The sequence below is a fragment of the Paenibacillus bovis genome, assembly GCF_001421015.2.
Classification (GTDB): Bacteria; Bacillota; Bacilli; order Paenibacillales; family Paenibacillaceae; genus Saccharibacillus; species Saccharibacillus bovis.
Genome location: NZ_CP013023.1, coordinates 3,288,769 through 3,307,799, shown reverse-complemented (window position 1 = coordinate 3,307,799; position 19,031 = coordinate 3,288,769). Strand labels below are relative to the sequence as shown.

14 protein-coding genes are annotated in these 19,031 nt (G+C 47.0%); 2 read left to right on the top strand and 12 right to left on the bottom strand.

Annotated elements, in window-relative coordinates; translation table 11 throughout:
• Positions 1-99: 99 nt before the first annotated feature.
• The 7 genes from AR543_RS14120 to AR543_RS14090 form a co-directional block, all read right to left on the bottom strand.
• Complete coding sequence (locus AR543_RS14120) at positions 100-1,455, bottom strand: glucoamylase family protein (protein ID WP_060535123.1); 1,356 nt, start codon at positions 1,453-1,455, stop codon at positions 100-102.
• Between the two features lie 224 nt (positions 1,456-1,679).
• Positions 1,680-2,363: an SOS response-associated peptidase gene (locus AR543_RS14115; RefSeq protein WP_060535122.1), complete on the bottom strand. Its 684-nt coding sequence runs from the start codon at positions 2,361-2,363 to the stop codon at positions 1,680-1,682.
• A gap of 145 nt (positions 2,364-2,508) precedes the next feature.
• Entirely contained in the window at positions 2,509-3,222 is a 714-nt protein-coding gene (bglS, locus tag AR543_RS14110) for a beta-glucanase (RefSeq protein ID WP_060535121.1), read from the bottom strand.
• A 108-nt stretch (positions 3,223-3,330) separates the two neighbouring features.
• A complete protein-coding gene (locus tag AR543_RS14105; RefSeq protein WP_082472234.1) occupies positions 3,331-5,007 on the bottom strand; it encodes a glycoside hydrolase family 43 protein in 1,677 nt (558 codons plus the stop codon).
• A gap of 399 nt (positions 5,008-5,406) precedes the next feature.
• Positions 5,407-6,045 carry a sugar O-acetyltransferase gene (locus AR543_RS14100; protein WP_060535120.1) on the bottom strand — a complete coding sequence of 213 codons (639 nt, stop codon included), beginning with the start codon at positions 6,043-6,045 and terminating at the stop codon, positions 5,407-5,409.
• Between the two features lie 183 nt (positions 6,046-6,228).
• Positions 6,229-7,341 (bottom strand): glycoside hydrolase family 88 protein, encoded by a 1,113-nt coding sequence (locus tag AR543_RS14095; RefSeq protein WP_060535119.1) that lies wholly within the window; start codon positions 7,339-7,341, stop codon positions 6,229-6,231.
• Positions 7,342-7,365: 24 nt separating this feature from the next.
• Positions 7,366-8,508 carry a DUF2264 domain-containing protein gene (locus AR543_RS14090; RefSeq protein WP_060535118.1) on the bottom strand — a complete coding sequence of 381 codons (1,143 nt, stop codon included), beginning with the start codon at positions 8,506-8,508 and terminating at the stop codon, positions 7,366-7,368.
• A 118-nt stretch (positions 8,509-8,626) separates the two neighbouring features.
• Between AR543_RS14090 and AR543_RS14085 the strand changes: the two genes are divergently transcribed.
• A complete protein-coding gene (locus tag AR543_RS14085) occupies positions 8,627-9,430 on the top strand; it encodes a helix-turn-helix transcriptional regulator (RefSeq protein ID WP_060535117.1) in 804 nt (267 codons plus the stop codon).
• A 104-nt stretch (positions 9,431-9,534) separates the two neighbouring features.
• The gene (locus tag AR543_RS14080) at positions 9,535-10,722 is read left to right on the top strand and encodes a macrolide family glycosyltransferase (RefSeq protein WP_060535116.1); all 1,188 of its coding nucleotides are present in this window, start codon (positions 9,535-9,537) and stop codon (positions 10,720-10,722) included.
• Positions 10,723-10,905: 183 nt separating this feature from the next.
• Here AR543_RS14080 and AR543_RS24920 read toward each other — a convergent pair whose 3' ends face one another.
• The 5 genes from AR543_RS24920 to AR543_RS14055 form a co-directional block, all read right to left on the bottom strand.
• Complete coding sequence (locus AR543_RS24920; protein ID WP_060535115.1) at positions 10,906-14,007, bottom strand: rhamnogalacturonan lyase family protein; 3,102 nt, start codon at positions 14,005-14,007, stop codon at positions 10,906-10,908.
• Positions 14,008-14,484: 477 nt separating this feature from the next.
• Entirely contained in the window at positions 14,485-15,723 is a 1,239-nt protein-coding gene (locus AR543_RS14070; RefSeq protein WP_060535114.1) for an extracellular solute-binding protein, read from the bottom strand.
• The gene (locus tag AR543_RS14065) at positions 15,720-17,396 is read right to left on the bottom strand and encodes a methyl-accepting chemotaxis protein (RefSeq protein WP_174703747.1); all 1,677 of its coding nucleotides are present in this window, start codon (positions 17,394-17,396) and stop codon (positions 15,720-15,722) included. The genes AR543_RS14070 and AR543_RS14065 overlap by 4 nt, the downstream gene beginning before the upstream one ends.
• Before the next feature lie 431 nt (positions 17,397-17,827).
• Complete coding sequence (locus AR543_RS14060) at positions 17,828-18,661, bottom strand: uroporphyrinogen-III synthase (RefSeq protein ID WP_060535112.1); 834 nt, start codon at positions 18,659-18,661, stop codon at positions 17,828-17,830.
• Complete coding sequence (locus tag AR543_RS14055; protein WP_060535111.1) at positions 18,645-19,019, bottom strand: nitrite reductase (NAD(P)H) small subunit; 375 nt, start codon at positions 19,017-19,019, stop codon at positions 18,645-18,647. Before AR543_RS14055 ends, AR543_RS14060 begins: the two co-directional genes overlap by 17 nt.
• Positions 19,020-19,031 lie beyond the last annotated feature (12 nt).

The window sequence follows — 19,031 nt, the reverse complement described above, 5'->3', positions numbered from 1 at the left end:
CAGCCGCATATATGAGCCGGCTGCTTTTGATGTATATTTTGGTGCAATTTTTTTGATTATATTGAACGAAATTCCAATTATTCGAAATTCAAATCCGTTTTATCTAATCGAGAAAACTTCTTTCTTCAGCAATGCTTCTGGTTTCTTGCCGATCGGGTCCTTATGGAAGTAATCACGGATGACTCCATCCTCCAGGTAGTTGGCGATCGAGATCATAATCATTCCCTGATCAAGCGCAAGATATGCTTTGGCAAGCTCGCCGGTCTCGACATTAACAGAATCGTAGAATCCGTATTTACCGGCCATTTTCAATTTTTGCAGCGCTTTGATGTTCTTCTGTGCCGCTTCCGGGGCATATTCAAGCGCGAGGAAGGTAGCATGGGCCGTTACAGTGGAACTGTCCTTGTACCCCGAAGTTCCAAGCGGTGTTGCTGCAAATTCGCTATAGCCTGTTGGTGTCGCCGAAGGGGAGAATCCCCATGCCGGGTATCCTTTTTCCTTGGCGTATTCAATTTGCAGTTGGACATGGCGCTTGTTGTTCAATCCTAATGCTTTGGTACCCAGTTCTTTTTCTTTGATCACCATACCCGGCATCAAGGCTTCAAACATGCTTCCTCCCCAGCTGGGTACGAACTTGGTCCCTTTGTAGACATAACTTCCTTCAAAAACATCTACTCCATCATATTGGACAGTTTTCCCCTGAGGAATCTGGGATTGCCAATCGTATTCTGCTGGCATCGTGCGATACATTTTCCACCAATGCTCTTTGGGAACATCGCCTTTACCGATAGCAATATAGCTGGCTACACGAGGTTCGGTATAAAACGTTCCGTAATAGTGCTCGGTCAGCTCTCCTTTGGCTACATCATATCCGCCGCGGAATTGACCGACCTCTGGATCGTATAGTGGTGTATAGTTCATGTTATCGACCAGCTTGCTCGTTTGTCCGTGCAGCTCCGAGTAGGCTTGACCTACAACGATCAGACCCGCTGACAGCCAGCCATTATCGACCTGGGAGATAAATTGTCCCCAGTCTTTTTTGAGTGAGCCATCCTCTGTGTTATACCAGTTATAGAAGAGCCCATTCCATTTATCCAGCTTTTCCAGAGTGTTCAGCGTCGTTTGTATACGCGATACAGCTTCTTTTTTGCTGATTAACCCCATTTGCTGTGCAGATACGGTACTCATCATGTACATGGCAATATTGGTAGGTGATGTGCGTTTGGCTTCTTCTGTTCCTTTGCCGGTCGTTCTTACCTCATCGTAGGTGAGACCCGTAGTAGGATCTGTATAGTCGGCAAAATATTTGAACGTCTTTTTTGCAATCGCTTTCAATTGTTTGTTGAATGCGGCTTTTTTTGGAGAAGTCTGCGCTGCAGTTACCATGGGAGCTGCCGTCAGGTTAATCAGCAGGCAAACAGCCAGCAAACAACAAAATAAAGTCGATTTTTTCATTATTTATCTCCCTTCAAATAAAGTTGAAACGTTTCGACATTATGATAGCATGAGTTATCCGTCGGGTAAATCATAAATTGATACCGCTTTCAAAATTGGAGATGCTTATTGCTTCTTAAAGTTAGATGTACCAGTGAAAAAAGATAAAAAAAACGCTCTTTAAAGCGTTCCTTTTTTTATAGCTTTTTAACTTTACCCTGCATAGCTGTACGTTTCCAAAATCTTCACTTTGAATTTAGCGGAATCTCATCAATCAGGTGATTACTGATATTTTTGACGTTTCCTACCTCTTTGCTGACCGGATATTTGATCATTTCCTCCGCAGAGTAAGGAACCAAAAACTGCTGCAGGTGTTCTTTATCTGTCATTTGCGGATCAAGCCATGTATCCAGCGCTTCCGGTGCCAAAATAACCGGCATACGATTATGCACCTCTGCTGCGAGTGTATTCGGTTCGGTAGTAATGATTGTACAGCTGCGGATCAGTTCGCCATCTTCCGGCGACTCCCATTCATCATAGAGTCCAGCAAAAGCAAAAGGCTCTCTGGACTGCAGTTGAAAACGATAAGGCTGCTTATCCTCTACTTCCTTCTTCCACTCGTAAAATCCATCTGCCACAATACCTACCCGGTGCCGGGCAATCAATGAACGGAATGAAGCCTTGGTCGCAAGGGTCTCTGCCCGTGCATTGATCATCTTGTATCCGATCTTCGCCTCTTTGGCCCAGGATGGAATCAGACCCCAACGGAAGCCATCCAGAATTCGTTCATCCTGCTGCTGCCTGATCACAGCGATATCCTGTCCAGGAGCAATATTGGTCCTTGCTTGAAGAACATACTCCACTTTCGCAATATCAAAAGAATGACGAATCTGATCCAGGTCGGTCAGCAGTGTAAAACGTCCACACATAACGGTAACCTCCTTCAAAATACGTATAAGAATGAGTACCCTTTATGCCGGATTAATCAACCAATATAGAAAAGACAGCCACTAAGGGCTGCCTTTTGTGTGACGATGATCGTATAGCGTAGAGATTATACATGAATGCTGCCGATTAATTACCGGTATATTTTACCCAGTCATACTCCGCATACAGTGGATTTGCTCCATTATAGGAACCCAGCCACTCATCCACACCGGCGCCATTCCACAGATTCATCATGATCTGACCGGGTGTCTTGGGAATATTGGCAGTTGCCGTGTGCTTCAGTACGCCGTCTACATACCATTTGATCGAACCGGGTTGCCAGTCAAAAGCATACGTATGGAAGCCGGCAGAAGCGTCAAATCCCAGATTGATCACTTTCTCGTGTCCACCTACTCCGTTAGTGTAGTAGTTGAACTGTACCTTGGTAGTATCTTTGCCGAGGAACTCGATATCGATCTCATCCCACTGTGTACCATTGGCAGGACCGGTATACGTGAAGAAAGACGATACAATGCCTGTATTTTTGGCAGGCTTCATGCTGACTTCATACTTGCCATATCCGTATTTGTTGGTTGTACGATATTCGCCACAGTCGAATTTGTTCTGGGCAGAGCTGGTCAGACCCAGCTTGAGTTTGCCATCGCTTGTAAAATTGGCATTGTTCGCGCGCCATGTACAGTTGAACATATTCCCGTTGGAGTAGCCATCGGCTTTTTGCCATGTGCTCGGGTTAAAATACGTCAACGGCTCCCAGAATATCGTTGCTGCAAAAGTACTTGTCGAAAAGAATAACGAAATGACGATGGTTGTCACCAGTGTAATCAGCGATTTTTTGTTCATAGGAAACCTCCATTTTGGTGTTTTACTATTTGGCACAAACGAAATTCTATCGAACCACCTCGTCCAGTCCGGAACTGGATTGATCATCGCCGAATCTCGGTTCTGATCTTATTCACTTTGAGTTTCTTGAGTCTCTAGATTTTCTTGGGCATTTGGAGCTTCTGGTGTTAACTCATTTGAGCTGGATTCCGATTGGTTCTGCTCCGGCTCCGCCTGAATAGATGCAGCTGGTTCTTCATTCAATTCTGTCAGACCTGCATTCGATGCAAACTGCCATGCATCCAGATTAAACAGATTGCCGCTTCCACCGGTAAATACCAGATACAGATCATGGACGCCGGTCACATTATTGATGCTGCCCTGTACTTCTCTCCAGTTCTGCATGCCTCCTGTAGCAGGTACTTTGACGGTGCCAACCAGAGGACCTGTCGCACTGTCCAGCCGTACTTCGATATTGCCGCCTGTATTGGCAGCTACGATTGCTTTGAATGATCTTGCTCCTGTCGAGCCAAAGTCGGCTTTGCCTACAGCAATCCAGTCTCCATTGTTGATATTGTTTACATTCAGATTGTTGAATGGTCCGCCGCCAGCCTGCGTTGGTTCAGTGTTAATACCTGCTTGCCAACCGATCGTCTCTGCTTCTACCCGTACATATGGATTAAGCGTAGAGACCTGAGGGACACCCTTCATATTGGCCTGCACTTCAGCAATACTGCCGTCGGCATTATGGAACAGCTTGTTGATATGCGGGGAGCGATATCCTTTTCCCTGTCCAATCTGTGCTTTGCTCACGGTCTGGGCATGATACACTACATACCATTCATTTTTAAAATTAAATACGGCATGATGGTTGTTACCGCCTACTCCGAAGAAAGAGTAAGGATTTTTCAGGAAATGTCCTTTGTACGTAAATGGTCCCATCGGGTTATCGCTGACCATATAACCGATTTCACCCGCCGGAAATTGTGACGGATGGGTACCGGCAAAATTGATGCAGTAAGAGTAATAATATTTGCCGTTATATTTGTGGATACCGGAATCCTCGAATAAATACGGAGCATCGATGGTTTGCGCATTGCCGCTTATGCTGGTCATATCGGCTCCCAAGCGGACGACTCGGGCTGTTTTGGGATTGGCAATAGAGGCAGGGTCGGATTCATTGGGAATACCGCCGCCGATGTACAGATAGCCGTTACCGTCGTCATTGACCAGTACAGCCGGGTCAAACAGCCAGGTCACCCCGGACATTCCGGGAGTATTATGAGTCAGCAGCGCTTTGCCGAGTGGATCGGTCCAGGGACCAATTGGACTGTCGGCTGTCAATACTCCAATGCCTGCTCCTCCATTAGCGAAATACAGGAAGAACTTGTCTTTGCCATTTATTCTTTTGTAAGCCACTGCCGGAGCCCAGGAGTTGGACGCCCACTTGGCTATGCCTCTGCCTCCATTTTTATTGTTTGCGCCAGCCACAGGAATCGTGCCATGGTCGGTCCAGTTCACCATATCTGCTGAAGAGACGACCTGAATACGATCCAGTGCGCTGAAGTCATTTTCTTTAATCGAGCCGTCACTGTTGTATACATACGTGTCACTGGACATATATACATACACTCTGCCGTTATATACCAGCGAGTAAGGGTCAGCTCCCAATTTGTGATCCATCAGAGGGTTTGAATTGCCGGGCAGCTTGGCCAGCGACCGATTCGCCGCCTCCGCATGGTAAGAAGAAAGCGTAGTAAAGACTAAAGCAAAAGCAAGAAGTAAAGCCAGACATTTTCGAATCATTCTGTAACCTCCATTTCATAATGATAACGCTTACAATAAATCTATATATAAGTATTTTCCAAAAGGAAAACACCCTATACCCATGATCAAAATATGCCTGCGCATAAATATGTAATAAAATTGAATTTAATGGATTTTGTTTCTAAAAAATAATAACATGCTCTCTTCTATCATGACATATCAAAAAAACGATCTTCCTCTCGCTGTGCCAAAGTACATTAAAAGCTGCAGCTGTAACTTTTGCATGAACGATTATATCAAGGATATAGAAAAATCCCTCTGCACCTGATAGGCAACAAAGGGATTGGGATAAAATCGATCAGCTAAATCAAAATCGATACTTCTTGTCAAAACAATAAACAGGTGACATTGAAAACGTTCGTGAGATAAAAGCTTCTGCTACTCCTCAACCTGGCAATCTGCCAAAATATCCGGCTTGAAGCGCATACTATCCTCTGATGTAATACTACGAATAACTTTGCACGGAACACCGGCTGCCAACGAATATGGCGGTATATCGCGGGTCACTACACTCCCTGCACCGATCACGCATCCGTCCCCAATCGTAACACCTCCACACACGGTTACATTGGCAGACAGCCATACATCATTACCGATTGTCACCGGTTTGGCATAACAGAGGGAACGGGCTTCGCCATGCTGATCGAGCATCTGCCGGCGTTCCGAAGCAATAAGCGGATGTACCGGCGTCACAATCGTAACATTCGGTCCAAAGCTGGTATAACTACCGATCGTTACTCTGGCGTCATCCTGAACCGTCAAATTATAATTGGCAAAAAAGTGACTGCCGATCTCGGTGTGAATCCCGTAATGAAAAAAAACAGGTCCCTGCAAAAAGCATTTTTCACCCCTGCCGCCCAGAAGCTGCTGCAGGATCTCTTCCCGCTCTTCTACCTGATCCTCGTAAGTATGACTATACTGCTGGCTGAGCCTATGTGCTTTGGCTTTGATTTTTCTCAGATCCGGATGGCCTGGATTAAACAGTCGTCCATCAAAAATACGCTCTTCTTCTGTCATCCTCGTTTCTCCTTGCCGTTTGTGACTTTATGGTCGATACGATGAACAGCACGGCATTGGCCTGCCGATGTACTGTCTTTTTATTGTAGTGGATTGTCTTGTATTCGCATACAAGCAGTTTACGCTCATTCCATACATACTATTTTGGACAGCATTTAGACAGGGTTCAACAGAAAGTTGGGTTTACCAGAAGCGCTCTTTATACCCCTTCAACAGCGATAGTCCTTCTGCAAAGTAATAGTCTCCATAGATCAGGGGTACGTCCACATTTTGCTTCTCCGGGAAATGACTGGTCCCGTGTAAAATAAGTCCTTCCTCTGTATCCGATTCCCATGTGCCATACTGACTGTATAACGAGTGCAGAATTTTCTCGCCGCTCTCACGATACATTCTTGCCTCCAATTCGCCTACCTGTTCTGCCAGCAGCAGCAGTCCACATGCTGCACATGCTCCGGCAGAAGAATCGCGCAAGGCAGACGTTCCTTCCGGTGAACGGAAATCCCAATAAGGGACATGATCCTCCAGCAGATTCGCTATAAAGAAATGAGCAGTTTGTTTGGCTGCATTCAGATACGCCGGATTGCCGGTATAGTGATAGCTTAGACTCATCCCGTAAATGGCCCACGCCGTACCGCGCGACCATGCCGAGTCTGGTGCATAGCCCTGCCCGCCTTTTACTTCCAGCTTGTCCCCGGTCTCCGGATCAAAAACAACAATATGGGATACCGATCCATCTGCCCTGTAAAAATGCTGCAGCACCGTATCGGCATGCCGGATAGCGATATGCTTGTACCGTGGATCACCTGTAATCCCGGATGCCCAATGCAGCAGCGGCAGATTCATCAGGCAATCGATAATGGCCCATCCTTCCATGCCTGCACCATTCCAGGCACGAATAAAGTTCCCCTGCGCATTAAATCGAGCCGCCAGAAGATTGGCTGCCAGTAGCGCTCTCCGCTTGGAATCTTCGGCTCCCAGAATACGATACCGGGCGCCGCTCGTCAGTGTCCACATAAAGCCGATATCATGATCGACTTTACTGGCATCTGTCAGCAACTGATCCAGCTGACGTTCGCAGGATTCTGCGGATACTCGTAATTCTTCGTCACGAGTATCTCTATATAGCAGCCACAACAAGCCTGGCCAAAAGCCCGCGGTCCACCAAGCAGCCGGCTCCAGCTTGTACGCTCCGTTTATACTGGCATGAGGGAATTGATCTCCTATGCGCTGATGAACTCTTTTCACCTTGTTTTTTGTCTGCTCCCACGCTTCCTGTACCCAATCGGCTTGTATCATTATTTTATACTCCTCTCGTGAATATCATTGCTGCATAAGACTCGGTATAGCGGTATCGATAGGAAAAGATTTACCAGACCATGCTTTTTGCGATGTCCACTGTGCCTGTCCCTGCCAGAATTCGTGTTCCGGAGAAAGGCCCAGCGCGAGGAAGACAGTCGTACACAGATACAGACTGCCTGTCGTGATATAGCCCTCTCCGATCTCCGGCTGACTCCCTGCAAATCCAATCTGCAGCCAGCCGATGTCATCAAATGTACCAGGCATCTGAGTCTGCCGGCGAATAACGGCAGTAAGTGCACAGCGTACCTGGGCTGGCTGCAGTTCGGCCGGAAGCTCCTGCCTCAGCGCCATCAGGGACAAATGCTGAAACGCACCAAATCGATACGCAAGCGACCGGCCTATCGGCGGGTAGGTTCCTTCCGGCGAAATCAGCCGTTCCAGCACAGCTGCATAACGTACAGCACGATGTTGCACAGGAAGACGCAGCGCATCCCAATCGTCAAACTGGTCGCCGGCCACCTGCAATATATCCACGAGCATCGGCTGAATCACAAAGCTGTTGTAATAATCCCAGTGAAACTGAGGCCCATCTCCGTATATGCCGTCTCCCTTGTACCACTGTTCATGCTGCCGGATGGCATAATCCACACGCATCCGATCCCATGTCTCCACGCCCATTCGAAGCAGCGCTGTCTCAATCATGGCGCTGAACAGCAGCCAGTTACTGAAGACAGGACGAATCCTGCGCGTCGACAGCAAAGCCGTGATTAATTGTGCTCTGGTCTTGTCTGGCAGCTGCTCATACAGCTCCCGGGGAGCACGAATAATCGCATGCGCCAAAAAAGCTGTATCCACCAGAGGCTGTCCACCCCGGATGAAGTTCATATATTCGCTGGAATCCGGGTCTACAGCAGCTTCTATCGCTTTTCGCGCCAGTACTGCCATTTCTGCCCGCTGTTGTCCTTCATCTCCGGTACGTGGGCCGTGTTCTAGCCATGGAGAGATACCAGTGAGGGTCCGTCCCAGTGCTTCAAGACAGGCATAATCGGATCGGTTCTGTACGCCAGGCATATCCCGGCTCAATCGATATTCCGACAAAGCATGAAGAACAGGATGGGCAATCCGAATCAGTGTCTCCACCCAGTACTTTCTATCTTCCGACATGAAGTATCCTCCTTGAATCTGCTTGTTGTGTCATAAAAAAGTATAGAGAATTGTAACCGCTATCACAATAAACTATAATGATCAAAAACTGACCGATCGTGCTGGGAGGCGTATAGAGATGCTGACATTACTATCCTGTGGATACCGTACTGTTCATCACGAAGGGATTATCAGAAACCGTCCGGAGGGATCAGGGAACTATACTTTTATATTTTTCAACAGCAAAACGGAAGTCAAGCTGCGCGATGAGCGCATGGTGATCGAGAAAAATACATTTATCTTTTTCCGTCCGGATACGCCTTATTTCTACCGTGAACTGGAAAGTCCGTTTATCAACGATTGGTTTCACTGCAGCGGCGAGAATCTGTCCGAATTTCTCGCAGATCTGCCCTTTCCGCTGGATACGCCTACAACAGCATCCGATCCACTACTGATTTCTCGCTGCATGATGGAGCTTCAGCATGTTCACCGGCTTAACGGGCCGCTGCGTGAGGAGATTATCGATTGCGATCTGCGATCTTTTTTTATGAAATTGGCCGATTTGCTTCAGCGAACGGCTTCTTATCCGCTGCATCGTTATTATGCTCCCCTGGCGGAGCTACGTAATGATCTGTACCGATCTCCGAGGCAGAATATCTCGGTTACACAGCTGGCAGAGATGCTGGGGATGAGCAAATCCCATTTTCAGCATATGTACAAGCAGCTGTTTGGCTGTTCCGTCATGACAGATATTATTAACGGGAGGATGGAACAAGCGAAGTATTTGCTGGATCACAGCGAAATGTCGGTTACACAAATTGCGGATACCTGCGGTTATGAGAACGATACCCATTTTATGCGTCAATTCAAAAAGTTTGTCGGCAGTTCACCGAGAACATATCGATTCCGCAGCGTATACAAACCGGATACGCTGGATCGTTGAATCTATATATTTTTATAATTTTGCATATCTGATAATTACTGGTATCATAAATAGATTGATTATGGATATACATTCGACTACTTACTGAACAGGAGTGATATCAGATGCTGCGCATTTTATTTGTAAATTTCCCTGCGGAAGGTCATGTGAATCCGACCATCGGCTTAACCCAAGCTTTTACAGCACGTGGCGATGAGGTTCACTACATTACTACCGAGAAATATCAGGAAAGAGTGGAGGCGGCAGGTGCTATCGTTCATCTGCATCCGGATCTGGTCCGCACCGCTTCGATCGACACATCCAATCGGGAAAGTATTAATGAATTTATGAAGATTCATATCCGTACGTCACTCGATATTCTGGAGATCGCCCGGCAGCTGGCAGATACAATGACATTTGATCTGGTGCTGTATGATCGGTTTGGAGCAGGCGAACTGGTACGGGATATGCTGAATATTCCGGGAATTTCTTCTTCTCCCTCCTTCCTGATCTCGAACACGCATATGGCGACCAATCTGTTCCGTCAAAATGCCGAGTCACCAGGTGCACCAGATCCATTTGTGGCAGAGTCTCTGTCACTAATGAAAGAAAAATACGGTGTCGCTCCAAAAGAAATGGTGCAATTTATGAATAATTCGGGAGCGCTAAATATTGTGTATACAAGCCGGTACTTCCAGCCTAATGGCGATCAGTTCGAAGAACAGAATCTATTTATTGGTCCGAGCTTCCCTGAACGCAAAGGCTCGCATGCGTTTCCGCTGGAGCAGCTCACCGATCAGAAAGTACTGTATATTTCCATGGGCACCGTGCTGAGTCATATTGAAGAATTTTTCAATACCTGTATCGAAGCCTTTGCTGATTTTGAGGGTATAGTAGTGATCGCTGCCGGAGAAAAAGCCGATCTGACCCGGATCAAGCCTGCTCCTGCCAACTTCATTATCTCCTCGTATGTACCTCAGCTCGACGTACTGCGCTATACCGATGTGTTTATTACTCATGGCGGAATGAACAGTGTAAATGAAGGGATTCATTTTGAAGTTCCGCTTGTTGTACTCCCTCAGGACAAGGACCAGCCGATGGTTGCCCAGCGATTGACCGAGCTGCAGGCCGGTTACCGGATCACCAAAGATCAGATCAGTGCAGCGTCCCTACAGACAGCTGTTCAGGAAGTGTTATCCAACCCGGTCTACCAGCAAGGGGTACAGAAAATCAATCAGAGCTTCCAGCAATGCGGCGGTACCGATGAAGCGCTTCGCCATATTGATGCCTATCTTCAGCAGGTAAAAGCATAAGCGATATAAGAGTGTATATGTAATGGCTGAATATTCGATATAACAAGATTCGCTTAATCTGATGTGTGGATATGTTGGCTTCATACAATAAGGCGTACCTGAGTCGTTCATCAGGTACGCCTTATTTGCGAAGTCATATACATGGCTACGACATTCGTATTTATTACTACCACGATACTTCGTCTATGACTTGCTTCCCCATTGAATAACACGAATATTGGACGGTTCAGGCTGCTCCATACCGGTTCCCAGATAATAGCCCGTATGCGGAGGCTGGTTATAGCCTGTATTTTGCCAGGCAATTCCCAGACGGTAGACCGCATCATGCATCAGTGTGACGAATCGGTAATTGGTCTGTTCGGTCGTGGAATAGAGGTGCAGCTCGGTACTGTCGGCATTGCGCAGTACCAATTCTTCACGCCAGTCACCCAGTATATCTGCCTGTAGTGCCGGATTGCCCTTGGTATCATTATTAGACAGATTACCGGTAAATGTAATCAGATTACGCAAGCGCTCATTGGTATAATCCCATTTATCAATCTTCGGCACACCCTGGCGAACAGGCTCTGTAGTGAAATGATGATCCAGCAGTTCACGGCTCAGATCTCCATCCCACCAGATTGCAAAGTTGGAGGAAGGAATACGGCTGGCGATTTTCTCTCCTGATGCTGTAAATAGACCACCTGTTGCACTATTCCACTCTCCATCAATAGCCCACATCTCGGCTCCCGGATACCTTGGGTCGATATCTGCGCTCAATCCGCGTCCGACATCAATCCCCAGCTGTGGCTGTCCCCAGAGAACACGGCCTGTTCGGACATCTTTGAGATCCGCGGAATAGGCAGCATTCGTATTCTCCTGGACCGCCCATTCTTCCAGACCGAGACGCTGAGGATTAAGATCGCTGACATGCATCGCATCACCATGTCCCAGTCCGCTTACCCATAACCCTGATCCATTGTGGTCGATAGCCGCAGCGCCTGTAATAATTTCGTCCTTGCCATCATTGTCTACATCGGCGACAGACAGTTGGTGATTCCCCTGTCCGGCATATTTCTCATTCCCTGGTGTACTGGAATCAAAAGTCCAGCGCTTGGTCAGCTTGCCATCTCTCCAGTCATAAGCGACCAGAACCATACGGGTGTAATAACCACGCTGCATAACCAGACTTGGTCGTTCGCCATCCAGATAGGCGATCGTCGCCAGAAAGCGGTCAACCCGGTTGCCATAGCTATCTCCCCATGAAGCCACATCTCCGCGTGCCGGTTCATAATTTTCGGTAACAAGTTCGCGGCCTGTTATTCCTTCAAAGATCGAGAAATATTCGGGACCACTCAGAATATAACCGCTCTCATTGGCATAACGAGCATTGGCATTACCGATAACTTTGCCCTGTCCGTCCACTGTTCCATCTGCTGTGCGGAAAGCCACTTCGGCTCTGCCATCACCGTCCAGATCGTATGCCATCATATCGAGATAATGGGCACCAGAGCGAATATTGGGTCCCAGGGCAACCCGCCACAGGAAAGTGCCATCCAGTTTGTAGGCATCTACCAGTGTGCTGCCGGTATGGCCACTCTGTGAATTATCCTTGGCGTTAGATGGGATCCATTTGAGAATAATCTCGTATTGTCCGTCTCCATCCAGATCTGCAGTCGTTGCATCGTTGGCGCTGTAGGAATAGACTTCGCCGGTAACTGTTTTGCCATCTGCCGGTTTACGCAGCGGAATACTCAGATGATCGCTGCTCCAGACTTTGGCCGTCTCGGATTTTTTGGGTCCTACTTTGCCGCCTACTGCCTGTACATAATACGTCGACTGGCGGTTACCACCTGCATCCAGAAAGTTCGTGGTGCTGCGGATCGGGTCGGTGTTTACTTTTTTGCCATCCCGATAGAGGTCAAATCCAATAGAATCCGGATCGGTACCGAGCAGGCGCCAGCTCACATAAATACCACCGGCTTTGGGGATAGCCACCAATCCTCGATTCAGATATTCCATCTGAAGAGGCGGCAGTTGGACAGGCGTCTCCTGGAGGGTGACTCCTGCTGATTCGCTGCCATCTTCAAAAGCAGCTTTGACAACAAAGGTATACGTTGTATTGTTTTTCAGCTTATCAATTGTAGATATATAGGTGCCGCGTGCGACTGTATCCACCAGCTTGAGCTTCTGATTTTTTTGTGCCTGATAAATATGGGCTTCGGTATAAGTAGGATCAATCGTCTCTTCCCAACCGATCTTGACCTTGCCATTATGAGCTTCCGAAGTGACATACCGAAGATCGGGATATTGCTCCAGTCGGGTCACATTCAGTGTATACGTACGAGAAATGTCCGTATACGTGTCGGATATGACACGAATCGGAATCGTAGTCGATAATCCATCCAGCGTAAACGGTATGGAAGCGCCGCTAGTGGCCGGACGATCTCCGACATTCAGCTGTACCTTGTCGGCATCACTCGCTGTAGCTGCAATATCGAGCGTATTCACAGAATACGGAACTTCCATCTGGTACTGGAGCACCGATGGATCAAAACCAGGAGTTAATCCTGGTGTAAAATCCTGCGCTTTTACCTGTAAGTTGCTCAGATTCAGGTCCAGATTGGTAACGTGTGCATTTGCGAGCTGAATAGTGCCACCGTCTCGTCCCAGATAGAATCCGACGCTGCTGATTCGAGCTACTTTATTACGGAATGCTTCCTGCCACTCGGCTATAATACGGCCTGTCGACAGATCGGTAATAGTTGTCTTATACGTCTGGCCAGGGATGTTAATAACATATTGAAGTCGATACCAGGTAGACGGATCATAGGCAATGCGATTCGCAGAAAATGTACCCTGTATACTGCCTGATCCGATACCGGTATTTACTGCTGCAGCACTGGTCGCATTGATTTTGCCGTCCATCATATACAGGGAACCACCATTCTGACCCGGTATACGAATATCGAATTCGGCAACCATACCGCCGGTTTGTGCAGCAAAACGCTGGCCGATATAGGAAGAACCGGAAGATGTATTTTTTATATCCGCATACGTGATTCCGGTGACGGTTTCTTTGACGATACGGACAACAGGTGCAGCGCCTTCCTTGCCCCATGCGTTACCGCTGCCTATAGTAAAAGATCCTGACGGATAGCGACCAAAATCTTCATTCACTAATACGGTATTTTCTGCCTGCACAGAAGCCGGAACAGCAGGATATACGAGTGACAGAATGATGATCATAATAAGAGTTCTGGACCATATCTGTCTGCTTAACTGCTTGCGTTTATAAAAATGCATGAATTAAATCCCTCCCTGAATCTGATATATTCATACAAGAGTGCATTACCATAATTTATTGAAGCGCTTTCAAAACACCTCCTGTATATTGATGTGGTCAGTATGTCACCTGAATCCATATAGAGTCTAGCAGTTTCACAACGACAAGAAAACGGCTAATTTGTTCATAAAGGCGTTTATTCTGAATTATCATTTATTTACTGTCTATTCCTTCGGTATTCTCATATGTAAAAATAAGGGATTTATCCCATATCGCTATATTCTACTACGGATATGCGCTGTACCTGTCCCTTACACAGGATAAAAGCTGCCGAGAAGCTGCAATTTATCAAGTGTTCCAAGCGCGTAATGATGAGTCTGTCCAAAACGACATACCAAAAAAGCCGTGAGCATGTTCACGGCTTCTGGTATTTTTTTTTGCCAAGTACATCTGTTATATAAACAGATGGTTGAGTTCCTTTTTATTCATTACTTTCCCTATTTGATATTGAGCATTAGCTTCCATGCTTCCTCGATCTTGTGTACACCTGCTGCCACTGATTCTTTGCCAAGCAGGATATTCGTAAGATTAGGAGTGAAATCATTAAACATCTGCGAACCTTCCGGGATCAACGGTCTTGCTTTGGCAACGTCTACCTGGGCTTTGAATCCCTGAATAATCGGATCATTCGCCAGCTTCTGATCATCATAGACACTCTTCTGCGTAGGCAGTGTTCTCAGTGTCTGTGATTGGAGCAGCTGGGTATCTGCACTGGTTAGATACTTGATAAGCTCATAGGATTCCTTGGGATAGCTGCTGTATTTGGAGACGACAAAGCTGTGTCCGCCTATTGGAGAACCCTGTCCTTTGGGTCCTGCTGGAATCTGGGCAATTCCCAGATTATCGGCATCCTTGAACTCTTTACCATTCAGAAGCTCCAGAATCGCCCATGGACCATTGATAATCATGGCGGATTTCCCATCGGTAAAGTCCTTCATCATTCTGCTGTAGGAATCGTTGAAATCCGGGTATTTCTGTGTGACACCCTGCTGTTTGAGCTGAAGCATAAACGAGAACGCCTTTATGGAATCAGCTGAAGTCACTTCGATCTGGCGATCATCGCTGATTGTTCCTCCACCGAATGCCCATAGATAAGGCAGCGCATAATAGGAGTCATTATTCAGATAGATACCATACCGATCGCCTGTCGATACTTTCCGGGCGATCTGCAGCAGTTCATCCATAGTGGCCGGTGGAGAAGCATAGCCGGCTTCCTGCAAAATGCGCTTGTTATACAGAAGCGCTGGCGCTTCCAGTACCGAAGGCAATCCATACAGATTCCCCTGATATTCGTCGGATTTCAGCGCCGATTCTACATAACCGGATTTGTCATTTGCATTAGCCAGCTGATCAAGCGGATATAAAAGATCCAGATCTGCAAATTCCGGTATCCAGCTGTTGTCCGCGCGGAATACATCGACCTGCTCATTACTCAGCAGCGCAGATTTGAATTGGTTGGACGCTGCCCCAAAATCGACAGATGCCAGAGTGACTTTGATATGCGGATGCTCTGCCTGAAATGCATCTATCCTTTTTTGCAGAAATTCGGTCTGCGCTCCTTTGTCGGTAGTCGTCCAGAATGTCAGAGCTACGTCTTCGGTCTTGGCATTGGAACAGGAGGCCAGCGTAAATGTCATTAGTACAGCACTTATAAGCAATAGTATTTTTGTTCTCATTGTCCGTTTTCCTCTTTTGCCAGTTTGAATTTGCCGATCAGATCACTCAATTCTTCGGCCAGACTGGCCAGAGCTGCCGATGAAGCAGAGATTTCTTCCATCGAAGCCAGCTGTTCTTCGGTCGAAGCAGCAATACTGTGGGTACTGGATGCATTCTCCCTGGCGATTCCGGATATCTGATCCATAGTAACAACCATCTTTTCTGTATCTTCCTTGATATACGTCGTAGAGTGCGTAACTCCCTCTATATCCTGCTCTACCTGCTGGATGAGCTGCATAATGCCTTCAAAGGAATGGCCTGCCACTTCGATCAACTGGATTCCTTTTTGTACTTCCATCGTTCCATGAGTCATTTCTTCCTTGGCAATTCCTGCTTCACTCTGTATACCGTTGATCAGGGAAGCAATCTGGTTCGCAGAATCTTTGGACTGCTCGGCCAGCTTGCGCACCTCTCCGGCAACTACAGCAAATCCTTTGCCCTGTTCACCAGCGCGTGCTGCTTCGATGCTCGCATTAAGTGCCAGCAATTCGGTCTGCTTGGTAATCTGCATAATGAGCTGGATGGCCTGTCCAATCTGAATCGCCTGGTTGTTCAGTCCGGCTACGATCCGGTCGAGCTTGCTATTGCTTTCTTCAATAACACGTACCTGTTGAATCGCATTGACCAGATCCAGTTTACCCTGGGCAGCTGTGGTCGAGGTGGTATGGACGGTATTCAGCACTGTCTGGTTATTGGCCGAGATCTGCTGTACATTATTGGACAGCTGATTGATCACCTGCATATCGTTATCGATATGATTGGCCTGCTTCTCGGTTCCTGCTGTAATATCCTGCATAATTACAGCGATATGCTCGGTCGCTGTGCTCGTCTGCTCTGCGCTGGACTGAAGCTGAGCGGAAGATGCAGCCACCTGCATCGACACATCTCCGGCACTGCTGATGACCGAGCGCAGCGATTGGGTCATGGTATTGAATGCTGCTGCCAGATCGGTCAGTTCATCTTTGCCTTTAAAATGAAGTTCTTCTACCGATAGATCGCCCTGGGCCACGGTAATAGCTGATTCCTTTAGCAGTCGGATACGGCGGATCAGATAGTTAGACAGCAAAAAGGCAATAGCCAGCGACAGCAGTGTAGCAGCTGCAGCCATCACGATATTCACCATCAGACTGGTCTGACTCGTATTCGCAATCTGCTCCTTGTATTGTTGAACCTTGGCTTCTTCTTCCTTGACAAATGATAATAGCGAGAAAGCTACCGGGTCGAATGAACGCCGGGTAAAACGTTCCTGCGCAATTGTCAGATTGCCTGCTTCTCTCAGGCTCATAATATCTTCCGCGTTTTGCTGATATGTGTTCCAATGGGCTTCAAACTGCTGAATATTGTCTGAGGCTTCGCCCTTAGTAAGTATTTTCATATGCTGAACCATTTTTTTGACCGATTCGGTATCGGCCTGATAACGACTTTTAAAATTGTCTTTCAGATGATCGGGTGCAAGCAGATAATGGGCACCATCATCATTCGCCATACGCGCAAACAAATTAAGCATCTGGGCATTTTCCAGACGCTCCTGCGCCAGCATAATATGGCTGGTTAACTGGGTGATTCGCTGGGTCATCATATTGGAGACGATTACAGTCACCAGTAAAAGCAAAATAATACACGCAAAACTCAAATATAACTTCCATCGCATTGAAAAAGACAAAGAATTTCCCCCGCTCCTGTTGAATAAACAACTAAATAGTCAAACTACGTAGTATATCGACAGTAATCTACATAAAATGAAGATAAAATACATGAACTGTAATATATTATTTATACCACTTAATTAATAATCTAAAGTTACCCATCATTATAAAGCATTTTTTCTGACATATTAGTATCTATGACTGCAGATAACTACCGGATACATAACATTTTATGTACGCCTATATTATGGAGTAAGGAAAAGCGAGCATTGGTTTACGCTGGATATCTTTCATTTCCATAAAAATACCCTCTGTCTATTGAACAGAGGGTAACGCTTATATTTAGCTGCAGCTGTCTATCTGTACTCTATCCTCACGGCTCATCCATATACAATGAAATACCTGATAGTATAGATGTCTATTCCTCATTTTTCTCAACGGACTGCTCTTCAAAAAAATGGGCAATCTCGACGATCATCGCCCCCATTCGTTCCAGTTCCGGTACGACAATACGTGTGATGCCTTCTTCGCGCAAAGCATCCGCAGTAACTTTGCCTACAGCTGCGGCCAGTACATGATGATTAAATGTATCTTGAAGTGCTTCTTGCTGTCCATGCTCTTTGGCATAGTCGAACAGGTAATTAACCTGCACCTGGGTAGTAAAGCTAACCGCATCAACCTGATGCTGGAGCAGTTCATCGGTTAGCTGCGCCAGTATCTCCCTGTCCGGCGCCTGATAGCGATAAGGCAGTACGGCCTGTACTTTCATCCCCGGCTCACTACTGATAAAGTCGTGCAGCTGGGACGTTAATTCTCCATGAAGCTGCAGCCACACCTGACAGCCATTAAAATCAAAAGCATTCAGCTTGTCGATCATATTGGCGATTGTCCCGTCATCTGCGCTAACAACTGGATGCACACCGGATTTTTTGAGATAAGCCTTGGTGCGGTAACCGCGACAGGCTACTTTGGCTTTTTGCAGGCGTTCTTCAAACAGAGGTAGAATACCTTGCCGTTCTGCCGATTTGTAGATCGCTTCATAGCCGATACCGGTTGTGAAAATAATCCAGTCCGCCCCCTGCTCTGTCAGCTGCCGGACGTCCTTATCGATTTCGGCAGGATCAGCGGGCACCAATCCCTGTAAAGAACGAACCCGTGCTTTTCCTCCCCTGCGCTCAATCACTTCTGCCATATCTTCCGGAATTTTGGAACCGGTGATCACGATCGTTTTGCCTTCAAGTTCTTTGGTCATTGTCTGATTCGCCTCCACTCTTTGGAATACCGATATGCACGCGTTCCCCGCTCAGCAGCACCGGATAGGTAGTTACCTGACCGGTATCGGGATCGAGTACCTGTCCATCGGTCATTCGGATGCGCCAGTCGCAGATAGGATCGAAAAGAATATGTTCTGAGACCATTCCTTCAACGAGTGTACCGCCTTTGGGGCCCGGGCTTTTATTTTCCAGGGCATACAGGGCACCGTCGGATGTTTTGAACAGGGCAATTTCCTGTTCACCGATGATGACTCGTCTGCCTACCCTTTCCATAAAATCATCTATGCTGCCCACCTCATAATACGTATAATTCGGATCTGCTGCAGATGAAGACATCGATACACGCCT

Coding starts and splice junctions, on each gene's coding strand:
- AR543_RS14120 (WP_060535123.1), bottom strand. CDS start 1,455: ATGAAAAAATCGACTTTATTTTGTTGTTTGCTGGCTGTTTGCCTGCTG.
- AR543_RS14115 (WP_060535122.1), bottom strand. CDS start 2,363: ATGTGTGGACGTTTTACACTGCTGACCGACCTGGATCAGATTCGTCAT.
- bglS (WP_060535121.1), bottom strand. CDS start 3,222: ATGAACAAAAAATCGCTGATTACACTGGTGACAACCATCGTCATTTCG.
- AR543_RS14105 (WP_082472234.1), bottom strand. CDS start 5,007: ATGATTCGAAAATGTCTGGCTTTACTTCTTGCTTTTGCTTTAGTCTTT.
- AR543_RS14100 (WP_060535120.1), bottom strand. CDS start 6,045: ATGACAGAAGAAGAGCGTATTTTTGATGGACGACTGTTTAATCCAGGC.
- AR543_RS14095 (WP_060535119.1), bottom strand. CDS start 7,341: ATGATACAAGCCGATTGGGTACAGGAAGCGTGGGAGCAGACAAAAAAC.
- AR543_RS14090 (WP_060535118.1), bottom strand. CDS start 8,508: ATGTCGGAAGATAGAAAGTACTGGGTGGAGACACTGATTCGGATTGCC.
- AR543_RS14085 (WP_060535117.1), top strand. CDS start 8,627: ATGCTGACATTACTATCCTGTGGATACCGTACTGTTCATCACGAAGGG.
- AR543_RS14080 (WP_060535116.1), top strand. CDS start 9,535: ATGCTGCGCATTTTATTTGTAAATTTCCCTGCGGAAGGTCATGTGAAT.
- AR543_RS24920 (WP_060535115.1), bottom strand. CDS start 14,007: ATGCATTTTTATAAACGCAAGCAGTTAAGCAGACAGATATGGTCCAGA.
- AR543_RS14070 (WP_060535114.1), bottom strand. CDS start 15,723: ATGAGAACAAAAATACTATTGCTTATAAGTGCTGTACTAATGACATTT.
- AR543_RS14060 (WP_060535112.1), bottom strand. CDS start 18,661: ATGACCAAAGAACTTGAAGGCAAAACGATCGTGATCACCGGTTCCAAA.
- AR543_RS14055 (WP_060535111.1), bottom strand. CDS start 19,019: ATGTCTTCATCTGCAGCAGATCCGAATTATACGTATTATGAGGTGGGC.